Genomic DNA, 15,927 nt, shown 5'->3' on the forward strand with positions numbered 1-15,927 from the left:
GGACGCCCACGAACTCTGGCACCTCCACCCCGGTGAACGGCGGCGGACAACGCCCTAGCCGGCATGGGCCCGGCCGCCGCGGCCCTCGACGGCCCGCAGCGTCTGGTTGATGACGCAGCGGTCGATGCCCCGCCTGCAGTTGCCGTTGACGGTGTTGGTGAAGACGCTGACGCTCGACACCTGCTGGACACCGGCGAACGTGACGGCGCTGTTGGCAGCCGGAGCGTTCACGTTGCGCCGCCCGGTCGCGACCTGCCGTGCGGGGCTGCCGATGCTGGGCGAGCTCGAGGTGCCGGTGCCGCCGGTGCTCTGGGTCGCCCCGCGCCCGTGCTCACCGCCATGATCATTGCCGTGAGCGCGGGCATGAGCATGGACGTGCCGAACCGTCCGCAGGCCCGCAGGGAGCTGCGCGGCGCCGGCCGGCGACACGGCGAGAAACGGCAGGCCGGCGACGATCAGACCGGCGGCGACCAGACCGGTGATCTTGGTGGAGGGCGGCCGCCGTGCTCTGGTGGTCGGGCCGCGGAAATGTCTCGCTCTGTCGCTCATCCGCATCCCGTCCGCCGCTCGTCTGCCCACTCGGCCGCCACATGCCGTCGCTCCCGCCCGGCGTCGTCAGCGGCCGTCCGGCTCATACCCCGCGGCCCGGGGCACCTCCCGCGGCAGGCGCTCTGCTGCGCGGCCGATGACTCATTCTTTGCGGCAGGCCGGGTTAGATGCCCGATATGGGCGAAGGCCCGGGCCGGTCACCCCGGCCCGGGCCTTCTCTGTTCACTCTGCTCCGGTCACGGCGTCAGACGCGCGCCAGCGCGGACCGCAGCCGGCGGGACGCGCGCTCCACTTCCCGGCGCGCCTTCTCGACGCTCCTGACCCGGCCGGCGAGCCGCTCCTGCTCCGCCTCGCGGTGGAGGGTTCGTATTCGCTCGTGTACCAGTTCTTGATTCAGATACATGGTCGTCATGGGGGCGATGTTCATTTCGGTCGGTTTCCTTCCGGATTCGATGTCGTGCGGTTCAGGCGGCGACAGGGGTCTTGCGCGGGCGCCCACGGGGACGCTTGCGGGGGACGACGACCCCCCGCAGGATGAGCTCTCCGCCCCAGACGCCCCACGGCTCCTCGCGCTCCAGCGCGCGGGCCAGGCAGGCCTTCTGGATCGGGCAGCCGCCGCAGAGCGCCTTGGCGAACTCCACGTCCTCGGGAGACTCGGCGAACCACAGGTCGGGCTCGGTACGGCAGGGGATTTCGGCTTCGATCAGGTCCATGACCGGGGCCGCCATCTGCGTCACCTCTTCGAGTGTTTCTGGTCTGGTGTCCTCGTTGCGGGGTGTGGATTCGTGGCCGACAAACAAAAGGGCCGCGGATCCTGGTGCGGATCCGCGGCCCGGAGAGGGAGACCGGTCAGGGTATGACTGGTTCTCTCCAGGCGTGGTGCGGACCCTGGGCGGCGCCGCCGCGAGCGGCGGCGCGGATCTGCTCATCACCCATCGGCCGGTTCACGTACACCGGAAGGTGGGTGGGGGTGCTGTGGCCGGTCCGGCCGGCGAACGCGCCGAAGGCGGCCGAGCCCGCGACTCCGCTCACCGGAGCCAGGGCGGCGACGGCCTCGTCACGCCGCAGTTTCACCGGCGTTCCAGCCGGCGTGACAGTCGACGCGACAACGGCGGCCGGGCGCGCGGAGACGAGCCACAGCACACGGGACGTCGTCATGTTCCTCACTGGACTCACCTCCATTTCTCTGCGCTCTACTGTTCGTCGTGCGTCTCGGCCGGGCAGGAGCGTCCGGCTGACTTGTCCAAGACCCTAAACCGCCGCGACAGACCGGGCAACCTATTTTCTACCTGCGATTTTCACGACTTCGTGACACGAGGATGTGGCTCCGGCGACACCCGGATCAGGCACTCCTGGACCACGGAGACGACGAGCTCCCCCGAGGCGCTGAACATCTGCCCGCGGGCGAGCCCTCGCGCCGCCCCGGACCAGGGCGACTCCTGGGCGTACAGCAGCCAGTCGTCGGCCCGGAAGGGCCGGTGGAACCACATGGCGTGGTCCAGCGACGCGCCGGACACGGCGGAGGACCCCCAGGCCAGCCCGTGCGCCAGCAGCACGGTGTCCACCAGTGTGAAGTCACTGGCGTACGCCGCGAGCACGATGTGCAGCAGCGGGTCGTCGGGCAGGTCGGCGTCGTACCGGAACCAGACGCGGTTCTCGGGGGTGACCAGGCTCGGGTCCTTGGCCGCCTCCCAGGGCAGCGCGTTGACGTACCGGACGTCGACCGGGCGCGGCTTCGACAGCAGGTCGCGCCACCCCGGCTCGTCGCCGAAGACGTCGCGCATCCGCTCCTGGAAGGTCGGCAGCGTCTCGGGGGCCGGCGCCTCCGGCATCCGGGCGGCCTGGTGGCTCACGCCCTGTTCATCGACGTGGAACGACGCCGACATCGAGAAGATCGCCTTGCCGTGCTGGATGGCCGTGATGCGCCGGGTGGTGAACGACCGGCCGTCCCGCACCCGCTCCACGTTGTAGACGATCGGCACGGCGGGGTCGCCCGGCCGGATGAAGTAGGCGTGCAGCGAGTGCACCATCCGGTCGCCCGGCACCGTGCGCCCGGCCGCCACGAGCGCCTGCGCGGCCACCTGGCCGCCGAAGACCCGCTGGAACCGCTCCTCCGGGCTGCGCCCCCGGAAGATGTCGAGCTCGATCTGCTCCAGGTCGAGCAGGTCCAGCAGCTCCTTCAGGGCCGAGTTCACGGGAGGCCTCCAGCTCAGGCGGGGGAATACTCGCCGGTAACACTACCGTCGCCGCGGCACAGCCCCAGGACCGCGTCGCCGTACCGCTCAAGTTTGACGCGCCCGATTCCCGCGATCGCGAGCAGGTCCTCCTCGGCGGTGGGCACCCGCTCCGCGATGGCCTGCAGGGTGACGTCCGTGAAGACGACGTACGCGGGGACCTTGGCCTCCTTCGCCGCCGTCGTCCGCCACGCCTTGAGCCGTTCGAGCAGCGCCTCGTCGTAGTCGGCCGGGCAGGTCGCGCACCGGCCCAGCTTCTGCTCGGCGGCGACGGACAGCGTCTTGCCGCAGATCCGGCAGTGCAGCGGCACCGCCGCCGCGCGCCTGCCCTTCCCCCCGCCGCTTGGCCGCTCGGCCCGGCTCACGCTCGCCGTACGCGGGGAGAGGCCGTCGAGGAACCGGGACGGCCTGCGGGCGCGCCGCCCGCCGGGCGACCTGGCGAGGGCCCACGACAGGTGCAGGTGCTCGCGGGCCCGGGTGACCCCGACGTAGAGCAGCCGCCGTTCCTCCTCGACCTGGTCCGGCGTCTCCGCGTAGACGATCGGGACCATGCCGTCGGTGAGGCCGACGAGGAAGACCGCGTCCCACTCCAGGCCCTTGGCGGCGTGCAGCGAGGCGAGCGTCACGCCCTCGACCGGCGGCGCGTGCTGCTCGGCCGCCCTGCGCTCCAGTTCGCCGACGAAGCGGGGCAGGTCGGCGCCCTCGGCCGCCATGTCCTCGGCGAGGTCGGCGAGGGCCTTGAGCGACTCCCACTTCTCCCTCGCCTTGCCGCCTCCGGGCGCTTCCGCGGTGAGCCCGATGCCCGAGAGGATCGCGTGCACGGCGGGCGCCAGCGGCTCCTCGCCCGCCGACCGCGCGGCGCCGCGCAGCAGCACCACGGCCTGGCGCACCTCGGGGCGCTCGAAGAACCGCTCCGCCCCGCGCAGCAGGTAGGGCACGCCGGAGTCGTTGAACGCCTGCTCGTACGCCTCCGACTGGGCGTTGACCCGGAACAGCACCGCGATCTCGCGGGTGGGCACGCCGTCGGCCATCAGCTTCTTGACGGTGAGCGCGACGCCGAGCGCCTCGGCCTGCTCGTCGTCGTACTCGGTGAAGACCGGTTCGGGGCCGTCCGGCCGCTGGGCGACCAGTTCCAGCCGGTGCCGCGAGCGGGCCATGACCCGGTTGGCCAGCGTGACCACCTGCGGCGTCGACCGGTAGTCGCGCACCAATCGGATCACCGCCGCCGAGGGGTGCTCGACGGCGAAGTTCGTCAGGTAGTGGGGCGTCGCGCCGGTGAACGAGTAGATCGTCTGGTTGGGGTCGCCCACCACGCACACGTCGTCGCGCCCGCCGAGCCACGTGTCGAGCAGCAGCTTCTGCAGCGGGTTGACGTCCTGGAACTCGTCGACCACGAAGTAGCGGTACTGCTGGCGGATCTGCGCCGCGACCTCCCGGTGCTCGGTCATCACGGCCGCGGTGAGCTCCAGGATCGTCTCGAAGTCGATCAGGTTCCGCTGGCGGCGCACACTCTCGTAGCCCTCGTACAGCCGCGCGACCTCCTCGGGCGCGATCGGCGGGGTGCGCCGCGCCTTGACGGCGGCGGCCGGGTAGTCCTCCGGGGCGACCTGGGTGACCTTCGCCCACTCGATCTCGCTCGCGACGTCGCGCAACTCGCCGCGCTCGGGGTTCCTGCGCAGCCGCCGGGCCGCCTCGATCAGCAGCGGCAGCTTCGACTCGACCACCTGCGGCGGGTCGCCGCCGATCACCCGGGGCCAGAAGTAGCTGAGCTGGCGCAGGGCCGCCGCGTGGAACGTGCGGGCCTGCACCCCCGGCGCGCCGAGCCGGCGCAGCCGCTGCTTCAACTCGCCCGCCGCACGGGTCGTGAAGGTGACCGCGAGCACCCCCTGCGGATCGACGACCCCCGTGTGCACGGCGTACGCGATGCGGTGGGTGATGGCACGGGTCTTGCCGGTGCCCGCGCCCGCGAGCACGCACACCGGTCCGCGCACCGCCTGGGCGACCTCGCGCTGCTCGGGATCCAGACCGTCGAGGACGTCCAAGGAGCCGCTCCCAACATGCGTGGCGGACGTTGTTACTGGCATCATCCTTGCAGCAGCAGACCGAGCGTGTCCCATTGACCGGTCGGGGCACGACGCGACAGCGACGCGACATGGACGCGACATCGGGGAGGATGACGCCGTGGGAACCGCGGTCCGAACTGCCATGGGCATGGGCGCCGCCGCCCTCGCCGCGCTGATGCTCACCTCGCCCGGCGCGCGGGCCGCCACCGTGGCCGCCGCCCCCGCCGGCAACCCCGCACCCCAGCCGTCGGCCACTCCGGTCCCGTCCGCCTCCCCGGTGTCGTCCGCGTCGGCCACGCCGTCGGCGCCGCCGACGCCCTCCGCTAGCGCCTCGCCTTCGGCGTCTCCCACGCCGCCCGCCGGGGCGAGGATGCACACCTACTCGTACGGCCCGCACCCCCGCCAGATCATGGACGTGTGGTGGCATCCCACCGGCCCGCGGCGTCCCGCCGTGTTCGTCGTCCACGGCGGCTGGTGGTCGGGGGGCGACAAGAAGTACATGACGTCGGTCACCCGCTACTACGTCCAGCAGGGCTACACCGTCGTCAACCTCGACTACCGCCTGTCCGGCGACGCGCCGTGGCCGGCCCAGCGCACCGACGTCCTGTCCGCGGTCGCCGCCGTCCGCAGGCACCCGGCCCTCTTCAACACCGACCCCGGGCGCTACGTGCTCCTCGGGTTCTCCGCCGGGGGCCACCTCGCCGCCGCCGTCGGCACCTACGGCGACGGCCGGCCGGGCCTGCGCGGGGTCGTCGGGATCTCCCCGCCCGTCTCGCCGCTCTCGGCGTACGAGGACGGCACCGCGGCCGGCACGTTCGACCAGCGCAAACTGCGCCGGGCCGCGGTACGGCTGGCCGGAGGCTGCTCCCCGGCCCGGTGCCCGCGTGTCTGGTCGAGCATGGAGGTGCCGTTCCACGCCACCCCCGGCGACGCGCCGATGCTCGCGGTCCACTCGGCCGACGAGTTCGTGCCGCCGTACCAGAGCGAGGTGCTCAAGGAGTCGCTGGAGAACGTCGGGGTCCCGATGACCGTCAAGACGATGGCCGGCACCTTCCACAGCGCGCCGCTCTACCGTGAGCCCGGGGTCGCCGAGACCGTCCGGGCGTGGATCGCCGCCCGGCTGGCGCAGCCGGCCCGCTGACCGGAGGACCGGCGAGGAACCGGGAACAGCCGGGGCGTCCGCGATGTTGCCATGACTGCTCAATCAACGCGTTGCCCCACGAAGCTGCCCGGGAAAGGGACGAAGATGGCGCTCACGGTTTACACCACGAGCTGGTGCGGCCCCTGTAAGCGACTGAAGAGCCAGCTCACGCGGGAGGGCATCGCCTACAGCGAGGTCGACATCGAGCGCCACCCGGACGCCGCCGAGTTCGTAATGAGCGTGAACAACGGCAACCAGGTCGTGCCGACCGTGGTCACCGACTGCCACACCATGACGAACCCCTCGGTCGCCGAGGTCAAGCGGCACCTCCAGGGCGCCTGCTGACGACCTACCAGCCGGTGTCGGGGATCGGCCCTCCGTACCAGGTCTCGATCATCCGCCGGGCGATCGAGACCTCGGTCGGCAGGAGCAGCTCACCCGACCGCACCTGGGCCGCGAGCTCCTCCCGGGACAGCCAGCGGGCCTCGGCGATCTCGTCCAGGTCGGGGCGCAGGTCGGTCGTGACGGCGCGGGCGAAGAAGCCGAGCATCAGGCTGCGCGGGAAAGGCCAGGGCTGGCTGCCCAGATAGCGGGGGGTGACGACGGCGATGCCGACCTCCTCCAGGACCTCGCGCACCACCGCGTGCTCCAGCGACTCGCCGGGTTCGACGAACCCGGCGAGCACCGACATCCGGTTCGCCGGCCACGCCGGGCCGCGCGCCAGCAGTACGCGGCCCTCGTCGTCGTGGACCAGCATGATCACGGCGGGGTCCACGCGGGGGAAGTGCTGACTGCCGTCACGCGGGCACACCCGCATGTGCCCCGAGGCCGTCACGTTCGTGGGGCCGCCGCACCTGGGGCAGAACTCGTGGGTGGCGTGCCAGGCCTCCAGGGCCACCGCGTAGACGAGCAGCCCCGCGTCGCGGTCGTCGAGCAGCACCGCGGCCTCCCGTAGGCCCACCGTGTCACCGGCGCCCTGGGCGGGCTCGGGCAGCGGCGCGTTCACCGCGAAGTAGGGCACGCCGTCCTCGTCCACGCCGAGGAGATAACGCGTGCCCTCCGGCGCCTCCGCCGGAGAGGTGAGCACCAGCGCCGCGCCGTCGGTGAAACGGCGGATCAGCGTGCGGCCGTCCTGGACGAGGAGGACCCTCGTCTTCTCCGCCTCCCAGGCCTGCCGCAGCCACTCCTCGTCGCCGCGCAGGGCCGCCGACCGGTCGATGGCGCTCCGCGCGAGGAGCAGGGGGCCGAGCAGTCCGTCCGCGATTTCCACCCCGTCATCCTTCCACTGGCGCCGCCGCGGCAATCTCCCCGTCAAGCCCGTTCCCCGCGCCACCGCGCTAGGATGCACTCACTTAGGTTAGCCTTACCTATCGGAGGGCCGGTGCGGCTGTACCTCACCACGCTCAACCCGACCGACTCGGTGACCGGCGGTTTCCTTCCCGCCGCGACCGCGCTGGGCTGGGACGTGACGATACTCACCGACCGACCTGATCGGTATGCCGGGTACCCGGGATGCGAGGTCGTCGCGGCCGACGTCCGCGACGCCAGGGCCGTGATCGACGCCGTCGCCGCCCGTCACCCGCCTGGCGTGATCTTCTCGAACTCCGACCACCTCCAGGCCCCCGCCGCGCTCGCCGCCGAGTATTTCGGCCTGCCGGGCAAGGACTGGCGGGCCTGCGTCACCGCCAAGAACAAGGCGCTGACCCGCCGCGCCCTCGCCGCCGTGGAACCGGTCAGGTCCGTACGGATCCCTCCCGGCGGCGACCTGCCGCTCGACCTGCCGTACCCGGTGGTGGTCAAACCCGCGCTCGGCGTGGCGAGCGAGGACGTCGTGCTCGTGGACGGCCCGGACGCGCTGCGCGCGGAGGTGGCGGAGATCCGGGAGCGCCGCCCGGCCGAGGTCCTGGTGGCCGAGGAGTTCCTGGACGGGCCGGTGCGCACGCTGGAAACCCTCGGTGACGGTGGCGGCGGCGTCCGTGGCGCCGGTCGTGACGCCGGTCGTGACGCCGGTCGTGAGTCCGGCGGCGGCCGGCACAGCGGTGGCGGGGGTGTGCGGCGGGTCCTCGGCGGGTTCGCCACCACGCTCGGCCCGCCGCCGCGATTCATCGAGGAACGCCTGGACTGGCGGCCCCCGGACGCCGGGCATCTCCCCCATCTGAACGCCGCGCTGGACGCCGTGGGCGTCGGCTTCGGCGTGTGCCACACCGAGTACGCCGTCACCCGGGACGGCCCGCGGATCATCGAGATCAACTATCGGCTCATCGGCGACAACTGCGACTTCCTGCTGGCCGACCTCCTCGGCGTGCCCCTGCACGAGTGGATCCTGCGGATCCACGCCGGCGAGCCCCTCTCCGCGTTCGACCTCGCCGCGTTCGACCTCGACGCGTTCGACGCCGGTGCGTTCGGCACGGACGGCCCGCGCCCGGCGTACGGGTCCGTGGTGAGCCTCGTGGCCGAGCGCTCCGGCACGGTCACCGCCGCGCCGCCGGACCTTCCCGCGCCGGACCTCCCCGCGCTGAGCCTTTCCGCGCCGGACGCCGGGGACGGCGTACGGCTGTGGCACCGGGCGCTGCGCGAGGTCGGCGATCACGTGGAGGTGACCGGGACCAACCGCGACTACCTCGGCCTGCTCCGCGCCGTCGGCCCGGACCGGGAGCGCGTCGACGCCGCCGTGGACGCGTTCCGGAAGGAGCACCCTTGGGTGCTCGCATGACCGCGGAGCGCTATCTCGCCGCCCGGGTGCTCGACGCGCTGCTGCGGGAGGACTACGGCGGCATCTCCTCCCGGGTGACCCGCGACCGGGACGGCGTCGCGATCGTCCTCGCCTCGGGGCGGCGGGCCGGCCTCACGCCGGGCAGCCCGTTCCAGGACTTCTCGACGGCCCCGGACGAGCGCCTGAGCCTGGCCGAGGTGCTGGACACGCTGCGGGAGGTCGCCGACCCGGCCGACGCCGAGGGGGTCGCCGCCTTCGCGCGGGAGTGCCGCGAGACGCTCGCGGCCCTGGCGGCCCGGCACCGGCTGCGCGGCGAGGTGGACCGGCGGCTGCGCGGGCGGGACGGGCTGATCCGCTACGAGTCGCTGGCCGCCTCGGTGGACCACCCGCTCTATCCGACGGCCCGCTGCCGCCTCGGCGTCTCCCCCGGCGACCTCCCGTCGTACGCGCCGGAGTTCGCCCCCGAGTTCGCGATGCGCTGGACGGCGGTGCCCCGGGAACTCGCGACGCTGTCGCGGCCGGAGCCGCCCGAGTGGTGGCCCCGGCCCGGCGACGTGGGGCTGCCGCCCGGCCTCGCTCGCACGCACGTGCTGTTCCCCGTACATCCCCTGGCAGAGCCGCTCGTGGCGGGGCTTCCCGGGGCGGTGCCCGAGCTTTCCGGGCTGGTGCCGGGGCGGCGTCCGTACCTGGTCGTGCGGCCGACCCTGTCGATGCGGACGGTCGAGGCCGGCCCGCGCGTCCATCTCAAGGTGCCGCTGCCCACCAGCACGCTCGGCCTGCGCAACCGCAGGTCGATCAAGCCGGGAACACTGCTTGACGGCGCGCTGGCCGAGTCGCTGCTGCGCCGGATCCTGCTGCGCGAGCCCGCCCTGCGCGCCACGCTCGCCGACGAGCAGACGTACGGGCACGCGGGGCACGAATACCTGGGCTGGCTGGTGCGTGGGCTGCCCGAGGGGGAGATCGTCCCGGTCGCGGCCCTCCTCGCGCCGCTGCCGGACGGGGACGGCCGGCTCGTCGCGCACGAGGTGGCCGGGCGGCACTACGGCGGCGACGTGCGCGCGTTGCTCGACGACTACCTCGCGGCGCTGTTCGCCTGGAACGTCACACTCTTCGTGCGGTACGGCGTCGCACTGGAGGCCCACCAGCAGAACCTGGCCCTGCTGTTCGGCGACGGGCCCATGCGGCTGCTGGTCAAGGACAACGACGGGCTGCTCGCCTCCCCCGGGCGGCTGCGGGCCGCCGGGCTGGACGCGCCGGAATTCGACGACGCGCGCATGCTGACCGACGACCCCTACGCGCTCGCCGACGTCTTCGTGACGATCACGCTGCACCTGGCCGCCATGGCGGTGGCCCACGGCCTGCTGCCCCACTCCGGCGCCGCGCCGGTCCGGCGGGCGCTCACTGCGGCGCTGGAGCCGTACGGGGACGACCCGATGGCCCGGCTGCTGCGGGCCCGCACGCTCGACGCCGCCCGCCTCACCGGCAAGTCGATGGTGGTCGCCGGGACGCTCGTCGCCAAGGAACGCACCGGGGCCCGGGACGTCAACAAGTTCTACGGCACGACCGGCCCCAACTATCTGAGAGGCGCCCGCGCCGTCGACCCCACAGCTGCGGATCTCACAGCTTCGGATCTCGCAGCCGAGGAGACCGCGCTGGGGGCGCTGCTGCGCTGCTGGCTGCGTGAGGTCGGCGGCCCACGCGGCGACGTGCGCGCCGCCGGGCCGCATCTGACGCTCCGATTGGCCGGGACGCCGGTGCGCGTCCGCGCACGCGGGGGCATCGCCCTGCGATTCGACGGCCCGCCCGAATACCTGGCCGAGGGGCGGTGGCGGCCCCTCGGCCTGCCCTCCCTCCTCGCCCTCGTGGAAGGCGATCTCGACGGCGGCAACGAGGAGTTCGCCGACCAGGTCCGCGCCGGGCGCGACGCGACGGCCGCGATCCTGGCCGCCCGCGAGCGGGCCGCCCCGCCCGCCGACCCCTGGCTCGCCTCCGAGCAGGCCCTCGTGGCCGGGCACCCGTTCCACCCCGCGCCGAAGGCACGCGCGGGTGACGGCTGGCTGGACCACGCGCCCGAGGCGCACGCGCGGTTCGCGCCGCGGCTGCTCGGGGTGCGCGCCGACCTGGTGGCTCAGGAGGGCGACACGACAGCACTGGACGGCTTCGGCGAGGCGCCGCCGGGCTACCTGCCGCTGCCCGCCCATCCGTGGCAGCTCCGCCTGCTGGCCGCCGAGCTGCGGGAGCCGCTCGCGGACGGGCGGCTCGTGGACCTCGGGCCCGGCCCTCGCATGGTCGTGCCCACGTCCTCGGTCAGGACCGTTTACGACCCCGGGGCCGGCGTGTGCCTGAAGTTCAGCCTGGACGTGCGGATCACCAACTGCGTGCGCAAGAACGCGTGGTACGAGCTGGCCGGCGCGGTGGAGCTGACCCGGCGGCTCGCCCCCGTCTTCGAACTGCTGGACAGACGCTTTTCCGGCACGCGCTGGCTGCCCGAGCCCGGTTACCGGTCGGCCGCGCTCGGCACGCGGCTGCTCGAAGGACTCTCGGTGATCGTCCGTACCGGGCCGTGGGCCGTGTGCGGGCCGGGAGTCACCCCGGTCCTCGCCGCGGCCCTGGCCGCGGGCGGCGAAGGGGTGCCGAAGGCCGTCCTGGCCCGCCGGGCGGCCGATCCGGTCGCCTGGTTCGAGGCATACGTCGAGCGTGTGGCATACCCGGTGCTCGACGCGTACGTCCGGCACGGCGTCGTGCTCGAACCGCACGTGCAGAACGTGCTCGTCGGGTTCGACGCGGACGGCCTGCCCGCCGAGGTCGTCTTCCGCGACCTGGAGGGCACCAAGCTGGTCACCGGCCGCCACGACCTGACCGGCCTGCCGGGCGAGGTCGCGGGCTCCCTGTCGTACGACGCCGGGCGCGGCTGGGACCGGGTGGCCTACTGCCTCTTCGTCAACCATTTGGCGGAGGTCGCCGCCACAGTGGCCGCCGCAGTGGCCGACGCGGTGGCCGACGCGGTGGCCGACGCGGTGGCCGACGCGGTGGCCGACGCGGTGGCCGACGCGGTGGCCGACGCGGCGACGGACCGGACGGCGGACGCGGGGGACGGCCGTCTCCTGCGGGACCTGTGGGCCGCCGCCCGCGCATCCCTGGAGCGCTACGTCGCCGGCCACGCACCCGACCACGCCGCCGGGCTCGTTGCCGGTTTCGACGCCCTCGCGCCGCTGACCCGGCTGCTGGCGGGGGCACCGTTGCCCGCCAAGGCGAACCTCACCGTGCGGTGGGCGAGGGCGGCCGACCGGGAGGCCGGATACGTGCACGTCGCCAACCCGCTCGCACCGTCCGGGCCCCGCCTCGGCCCGCTCTGGCCCGAGCCGACCCACGCCAGGGGGCGCGGATGAGCCTGGACATCCCATCGGGCGTGCGGCAGATCGCCGAATCGCTGGACGACGTGCCCGCCTACGTCTACGACCTCGCGGGACTCTCGCGCCACGCGGCGGCCGTACGGGCCGCCCTGGCGGGGACCGAGCTCTGCTACGCCGTGAAGGCCAACCCCGACCCCGAGGTGCTGCGTGCGCTCGCGCCGTACGCGGACGGGTTCGAGGTCTCCTCCGGCGGCGAGTTCGAGCACGTCAGGGCGCTGCTGCCGGACGCCCGGCTGAGCTTCGGCGGGCCGGGCAAGACCGGCGCGGAGCTGGCCCTGGCCCCCTCGGCACACCGGTGGCACGTCGAGAGCCCGGCCGAACTGCGGCGCCTGCGCGGCCCGGCGGACGTGCTGCTGCGGGTCAACCTCGACGTGCCCGTCACCGGCGCGGCCCTCGCGATGGGCGGCGGCGCCACGCCGTTCGGCATGGACCCGGACGGCGTCGCCGAATGCCTCGCCCTGCTCGGCCATCCCGCCCCCGGCGACGCCGCCTCACCCGGCCTTCCAGGGATGCGCCCAGACGAGCTGTCGGGGTCCCCGCCAAGTCCTGTCTCGGCCGACGTCTCAGGCGGCCTCTCAGGCGAGCCGAAGGGGCGGGGGGCGCTGCGGCTGAAGGGCGTCCACGCCCACCTCGCGAGCGGCCTGGCCGCCCCCGACCTGCTCACCCTCGCCGAGGCCGTGCTCGCGTACGGCAGAAGCCTGGGCCTGCGGGAGTTCAACCTCGGCGGCGGAATGGCCGTCTCCTACACCCGTCCCGAAGAGCGGTTCGACTGGGCGGCGTACGGCGCGGGCCTGCGGGCGCTCGCCCGGCCGGGCGAGACGCTGCGCGTGGAACCGGGCCGGGCCCTGACCGCCTACTGCGGGTGGTACCTGACGACCGTGCTCGACGTGAAGCGAGTCCACGGGGAACGCTTCGCCGTGCTCTCCGGCGGCACCCACCACCTGCGGACCCCCGTGACGAAGGGACACGACCAGCCGTTCGCCGTGCTGCCCCGAAGCGGGGAGGGCGAGGACGACCCGGTGACCCTCGTGGGACGGCTCTGCACCCCCAAGGACGTCTTCGCCCGCCGCGTCACCGCCGCACTCGCCGTCGGCGACGTCGTCGCCTTCGCGATGGCCGGCGCGTACGCCTGGAACATCTCCCACCACGACTTCCTCATGCACCCGAAACCCGAGTTCCACTACCTGCGCTGAGGGCCGAGAACCTTCGCGGAGTCGGCGAGGCGGGCCGCGTTCCTCAGGCGCTCACGTCGACCACGACGCGAACCGTGGCCTGGTCCGTCTCCGTGGTGCGGACCGTGAGAACGGCCTGCCAGCGACCCGGGAACGGCAGGTTCAGCTGGCCGATGTAGTGCCCGCCGGCGCCCTGGAGCTCCACCGGGATCGGCCCGAGGTCCCGGTCCGGGAGGGTCATGGCGGCATGCACCTCCGGCACGTTGAGCGGCGCGCCGTTCGGGTCGAGCACCGACAGGTGCAGCTGCGCCGGCCCCACCTTGGGCGGAAATACCACGAGCAGCACCGCACCGCGCGAGTGGGGGCCGGAGCCGGCCGAGAACGGCACGGGTGTGGGCACGGCCGGCACCGGCGCCACTCGATTCGCGGGCACCGCCGTATTCGCGGGCGCCGCCGTCGAGCGGTGCTCGGCGTACGCCACGCGGGCCGGCTCCATGGCGACCAACGCGGCGGACAGGCCCAGCACGACGGCGCCCACCGCCGTCTCGGTCAGCAGCCGCCGGTAGAACGCGTAGAGCTGGTGCGGGTCAGGGCCACCGCGGCGCCGGTTGCCGCCCGCGCCGTAGTGGCGGGCGACCCATCCCCGGGCGGCGGCGCCGAACGCGACCAGCACGACCACGAGGGCGACCTTCGCCAGCAGAACCCGGCCGTACGCGGTGGCGAACAGCGTCGGCGGCGACCCGACCTGCCGCCATGCCTGGAACAGGCCGGTGGCGACCATGAGCGCCACGCACACCAGCGCCGTGTGCGAGAACCGGGGCACCGCCACGCGCAGGGTGACGGCGTCGCGGGTCGGCACGTGCGTCATGGCGAGCGCGACGAGCCCCCCGAGCCAGACCGAGCCGGCGACGAGGTGCACGACGTCGACCGGCACGGCGAACCCGCCGGCCTCGCCCGACACGCTGTGGTTCGCGATGCTCCAGGTCACGGCGAGCGCCGCGGCGGCCGCGAGCACCGCCGCCGCGGCCGTCCACCGTGTGCGGCGGTCCGGCGCGTCCGGGTAGCGGTTCAGCAGCCAGACGAGCGCGGGCACCGCGGCGAGCAGCAGAGCGACGCGAATCCCGAGGGCACGGCCCAGGCCGGTGGCCCACGTCGTGGACAGCAGCCGCGGGTCGAAGGCGCCCGCCACATCGCCGTCGGCCACGTACGGCCCGTACAACAGGCCGCAGGCGATCGCGGCGGCGAGGCTGGCGCCCCAGCCGGCCCACAACACCCGCCGGGCCAGCCGTCGCCGCGCACCGGCCGGCCAGCACCACGCCAGGTAGAACGCGGTGCCGAGCAGCACGGCGAACCCTGCGAACGCGGCCCACCGGGCGGCGCCGTACGCCGTCGCGGCATCGCCGGAACGATCGCCCGAGGGCGTGACGGCGGCCGGGCGGCTGCCCGGCGTACCGACGGTGAACGTGTAGGCGCCCTGCACCGGGTGGCTGTCGGAGGACACCACCCGCCACGAGACGGTGTAGACGCCGTCGGCGAGTTTCCCGTTCAGCGGGGCCTCCACCGACGTGTCGTCGCCCACGCGGTGGACCGGTGCGCCGATGCCGATGCGGGCGCCGTCCGGGCCGAACAGCCGCAGGCCGTCCGGCGGCACGGTCACCGGGTCGGTGAACTGCAGCAGCAGCGTCCGAGGGGAATCCTGGTAGATCTGGCCGTTGGCCGGCGCGGCGTCGACCAGTTCCGCGTGCGCCCAGGCAGGGCTCGCCACCACGAGGGACACGGCGGTGGCGAACCCTGCGAGGAGGACGGCGAGCCCTGCGCCGCGCGTCCTGGTGAGGGTCATCGCGAGAGCCGCGCCGCGGTGTCCGCCTCCGCGAGCGGCGCCGAGGCCGGCGCCGGGGTGCGCCGGCGCAGCCCGGTCGCGGCCGCCGTCAGCAGCGCGAGGGCGCCGAGCGCGAGGCCGGCCCAGCCGAGCAGGCGAGCGACGCCGTCGCCGGTGGGGGTGGCCGCGGCGGCCGCGGCGGGCGCAGCGGGCGCGGCGGGCGCAGCGGGCGCGTTGGCCTGCGCGTCCGCCGGCTTGACGTCGATCATCGGCGCCGGGTGTTCGGGCCGTGGCGCGCCGGCCTCCGGGATGTCGATCCAGCGGACGACCTCACCGTCGCTGTAGGTCTGCAGCGCTTTGAACACGAGCTGGCCGGGCGTGGTGGGCAGCGGACCGAGGGACACCTCGAAGAGCTGGAACTCGCCGGGCTTGATGGCGCCGCCCTCCCACACGATGCCCGTGACGGCCTTGTTGGCGGCCTCCTCGTCGTCGTCGTGCCCGGCGGACGCGGCGTTCGGCAGTTGCCGGGTGGCGACAGTGGCCTTCCAGCCCGGGACGGGACGCAGGGAGACGCTGGTGAGCTGGGCGTTCTCCGGGAAGACGACCTCGACGCGGGTCGTTTTCGCGTCCGCGCGCTCGTCGGGCACCTTGAACGCGAACGTGCCGTAGCCGCCGGTGGTGGCGACCGAGGGGGAAACGGTGACGTGGGCCCACGCCGGCGAGGTGGGGGCGAGCAGGACGGCGACGCCGGCGACGAGCGTCGCGGCGACGACACGGATGGGCTTCATGCGCGGACTCCTTGCGCGTATCGGTATGTGGAGCC

14 protein-coding genes are annotated in these 15,927 nt (G+C 73.9%); 5 read left to right on the top strand and 9 right to left on the bottom strand.

Features of this window, described 5'->3' with window-relative positions; genetic code table 11:
• Positions 1-54: 54 nt before the first annotated feature.
• The 6 genes from HHX33_RS19355 to HHX33_RS19380 all read right to left on the bottom strand — a co-directional run bounded on the left by HHX33_RS19355 (position 55) and on the right by HHX33_RS19380 (position 4,825).
• Positions 55-549: a hypothetical protein gene (locus HHX33_RS19355; RefSeq protein WP_182875833.1), complete on the bottom strand. Its 495-nt coding sequence runs from the start codon at positions 547-549 to the stop codon at positions 55-57.
• Positions 550-793: 244 nt separating this feature from the next.
• A complete protein-coding gene (locus HHX33_RS19360; protein ID WP_165900460.1) occupies positions 794-961 on the bottom strand; it encodes a hypothetical protein in 168 nt (55 codons plus the stop codon).
• A 52-nt stretch (positions 962-1,013) separates the two neighbouring features.
• A complete protein-coding gene (locus tag HHX33_RS19365) occupies positions 1,014-1,277 on the bottom strand; it encodes a WhiB family transcriptional regulator (protein ID WP_111697892.1) in 264 nt (87 codons plus the stop codon).
• Between the two features lie 121 nt (positions 1,278-1,398).
• Complete coding sequence (locus tag HHX33_RS19370; protein ID WP_182875834.1) at positions 1,399-1,707, bottom strand: hypothetical protein; 309 nt, start codon at positions 1,705-1,707, stop codon at positions 1,399-1,401.
• Between the two features lie 140 nt (positions 1,708-1,847).
• Positions 1,848-2,744 carry an acyl-CoA thioesterase gene (locus HHX33_RS19375; protein ID WP_182875835.1) on the bottom strand — a complete coding sequence of 299 codons (897 nt, stop codon included), beginning with the start codon at positions 2,742-2,744 and terminating at the stop codon, positions 1,848-1,850.
• Positions 2,745-2,758: 14 nt separating this feature from the next.
• Positions 2,759-4,825: an ATP-dependent DNA helicase UvrD2 gene (locus HHX33_RS19380; protein WP_259402642.1), complete on the bottom strand. Its 2,067-nt coding sequence runs from the start codon at positions 4,823-4,825 to the stop codon at positions 2,759-2,761.
• A gap of 139 nt (positions 4,826-4,964) precedes the next feature.
• Between HHX33_RS19380 and HHX33_RS19385 the strand changes: the two genes are divergently transcribed.
• Both HHX33_RS19385 and HHX33_RS19390 read left to right on the top strand, forming a co-directional pair.
• On the top strand, positions 4,965-5,987 hold the full coding sequence (locus HHX33_RS19385) for an alpha/beta hydrolase (RefSeq protein ID WP_310741444.1): 1,023 nt from the start codon (positions 4,965-4,967) through the stop codon (positions 5,985-5,987).
• Between the two features lie 105 nt (positions 5,988-6,092).
• Positions 6,093-6,332, top strand: a complete 240-nt coding sequence (locus tag HHX33_RS19390) for a mycoredoxin (RefSeq protein WP_150938033.1) — start codon at positions 6,093-6,095, stop codon at positions 6,330-6,332.
• A 4-nt stretch (positions 6,333-6,336) separates the two neighbouring features.
• On the opposite strand, the gene nudC is transcribed toward HHX33_RS19390, so the two are convergent.
• Positions 6,337-7,251, bottom strand: coding sequence for an NAD(+) diphosphatase (gene nudC, locus HHX33_RS19395; protein ID WP_396785216.1), 915 nt, complete (start codon positions 7,249-7,251; stop codon positions 6,337-6,339).
• A gap of 117 nt (positions 7,252-7,368) precedes the next feature.
• Here nudC and HHX33_RS19400 point away from each other — a divergent pair, with 117 nt between their 5' ends.
• The 3 genes from HHX33_RS19400 to HHX33_RS19410 are packed head-to-tail and all read left to right on the top strand — an operon-like array spanning position 7,369 to position 13,306.
• The gene (locus HHX33_RS19400) at positions 7,369-8,700 is read left to right on the top strand and encodes an ATP-grasp domain-containing protein (RefSeq protein ID WP_182875837.1); all 1,332 of its coding nucleotides are present in this window, start codon (positions 7,369-7,371) and stop codon (positions 8,698-8,700) included.
• Entirely contained in the window at positions 8,685-12,089 is a 3,405-nt protein-coding gene (locus tag HHX33_RS36225) for an IucA/IucC family protein (RefSeq protein ID WP_259402643.1), read from the top strand. Before HHX33_RS19400 ends, HHX33_RS36225 begins: the two co-directional genes overlap by 16 nt.
• Positions 12,086-13,306, top strand: a complete 1,221-nt coding sequence (locus HHX33_RS19410) for a type III PLP-dependent enzyme (RefSeq protein WP_182875838.1) — start codon at positions 12,086-12,088, stop codon at positions 13,304-13,306. The genes HHX33_RS36225 and HHX33_RS19410 overlap by 4 nt, the downstream gene beginning before the upstream one ends.
• Positions 13,307-13,349: 43 nt before the next feature.
• On the opposite strand, the gene HHX33_RS19415 is transcribed toward HHX33_RS19410, so the two are convergent.
• Both HHX33_RS19415 and HHX33_RS19420 read right to left on the bottom strand, forming a co-directional pair.
• Positions 13,350-15,125: a copper resistance protein CopC gene (locus tag HHX33_RS19415; protein WP_182875839.1), complete on the bottom strand. Its 1,776-nt coding sequence runs from the start codon at positions 15,123-15,125 to the stop codon at positions 13,350-13,352.
• A complete protein-coding gene (locus tag HHX33_RS19420) occupies positions 15,122-15,892 on the bottom strand; it encodes a YcnI family protein (protein ID WP_182875840.1) in 771 nt (256 codons plus the stop codon). The genes HHX33_RS19415 and HHX33_RS19420 overlap by 4 nt, the downstream gene beginning before the upstream one ends.
• Positions 15,893-15,927 lie beyond the last annotated feature (35 nt).

Source organism: Microbispora sp. H10670 (genome assembly GCF_014161385.1).
In the GTDB taxonomy this organism is placed as follows: Bacteria; Actinomycetota; Actinomycetes; order Streptosporangiales; family Streptosporangiaceae; genus Microbispora; species Microbispora triticiradicis.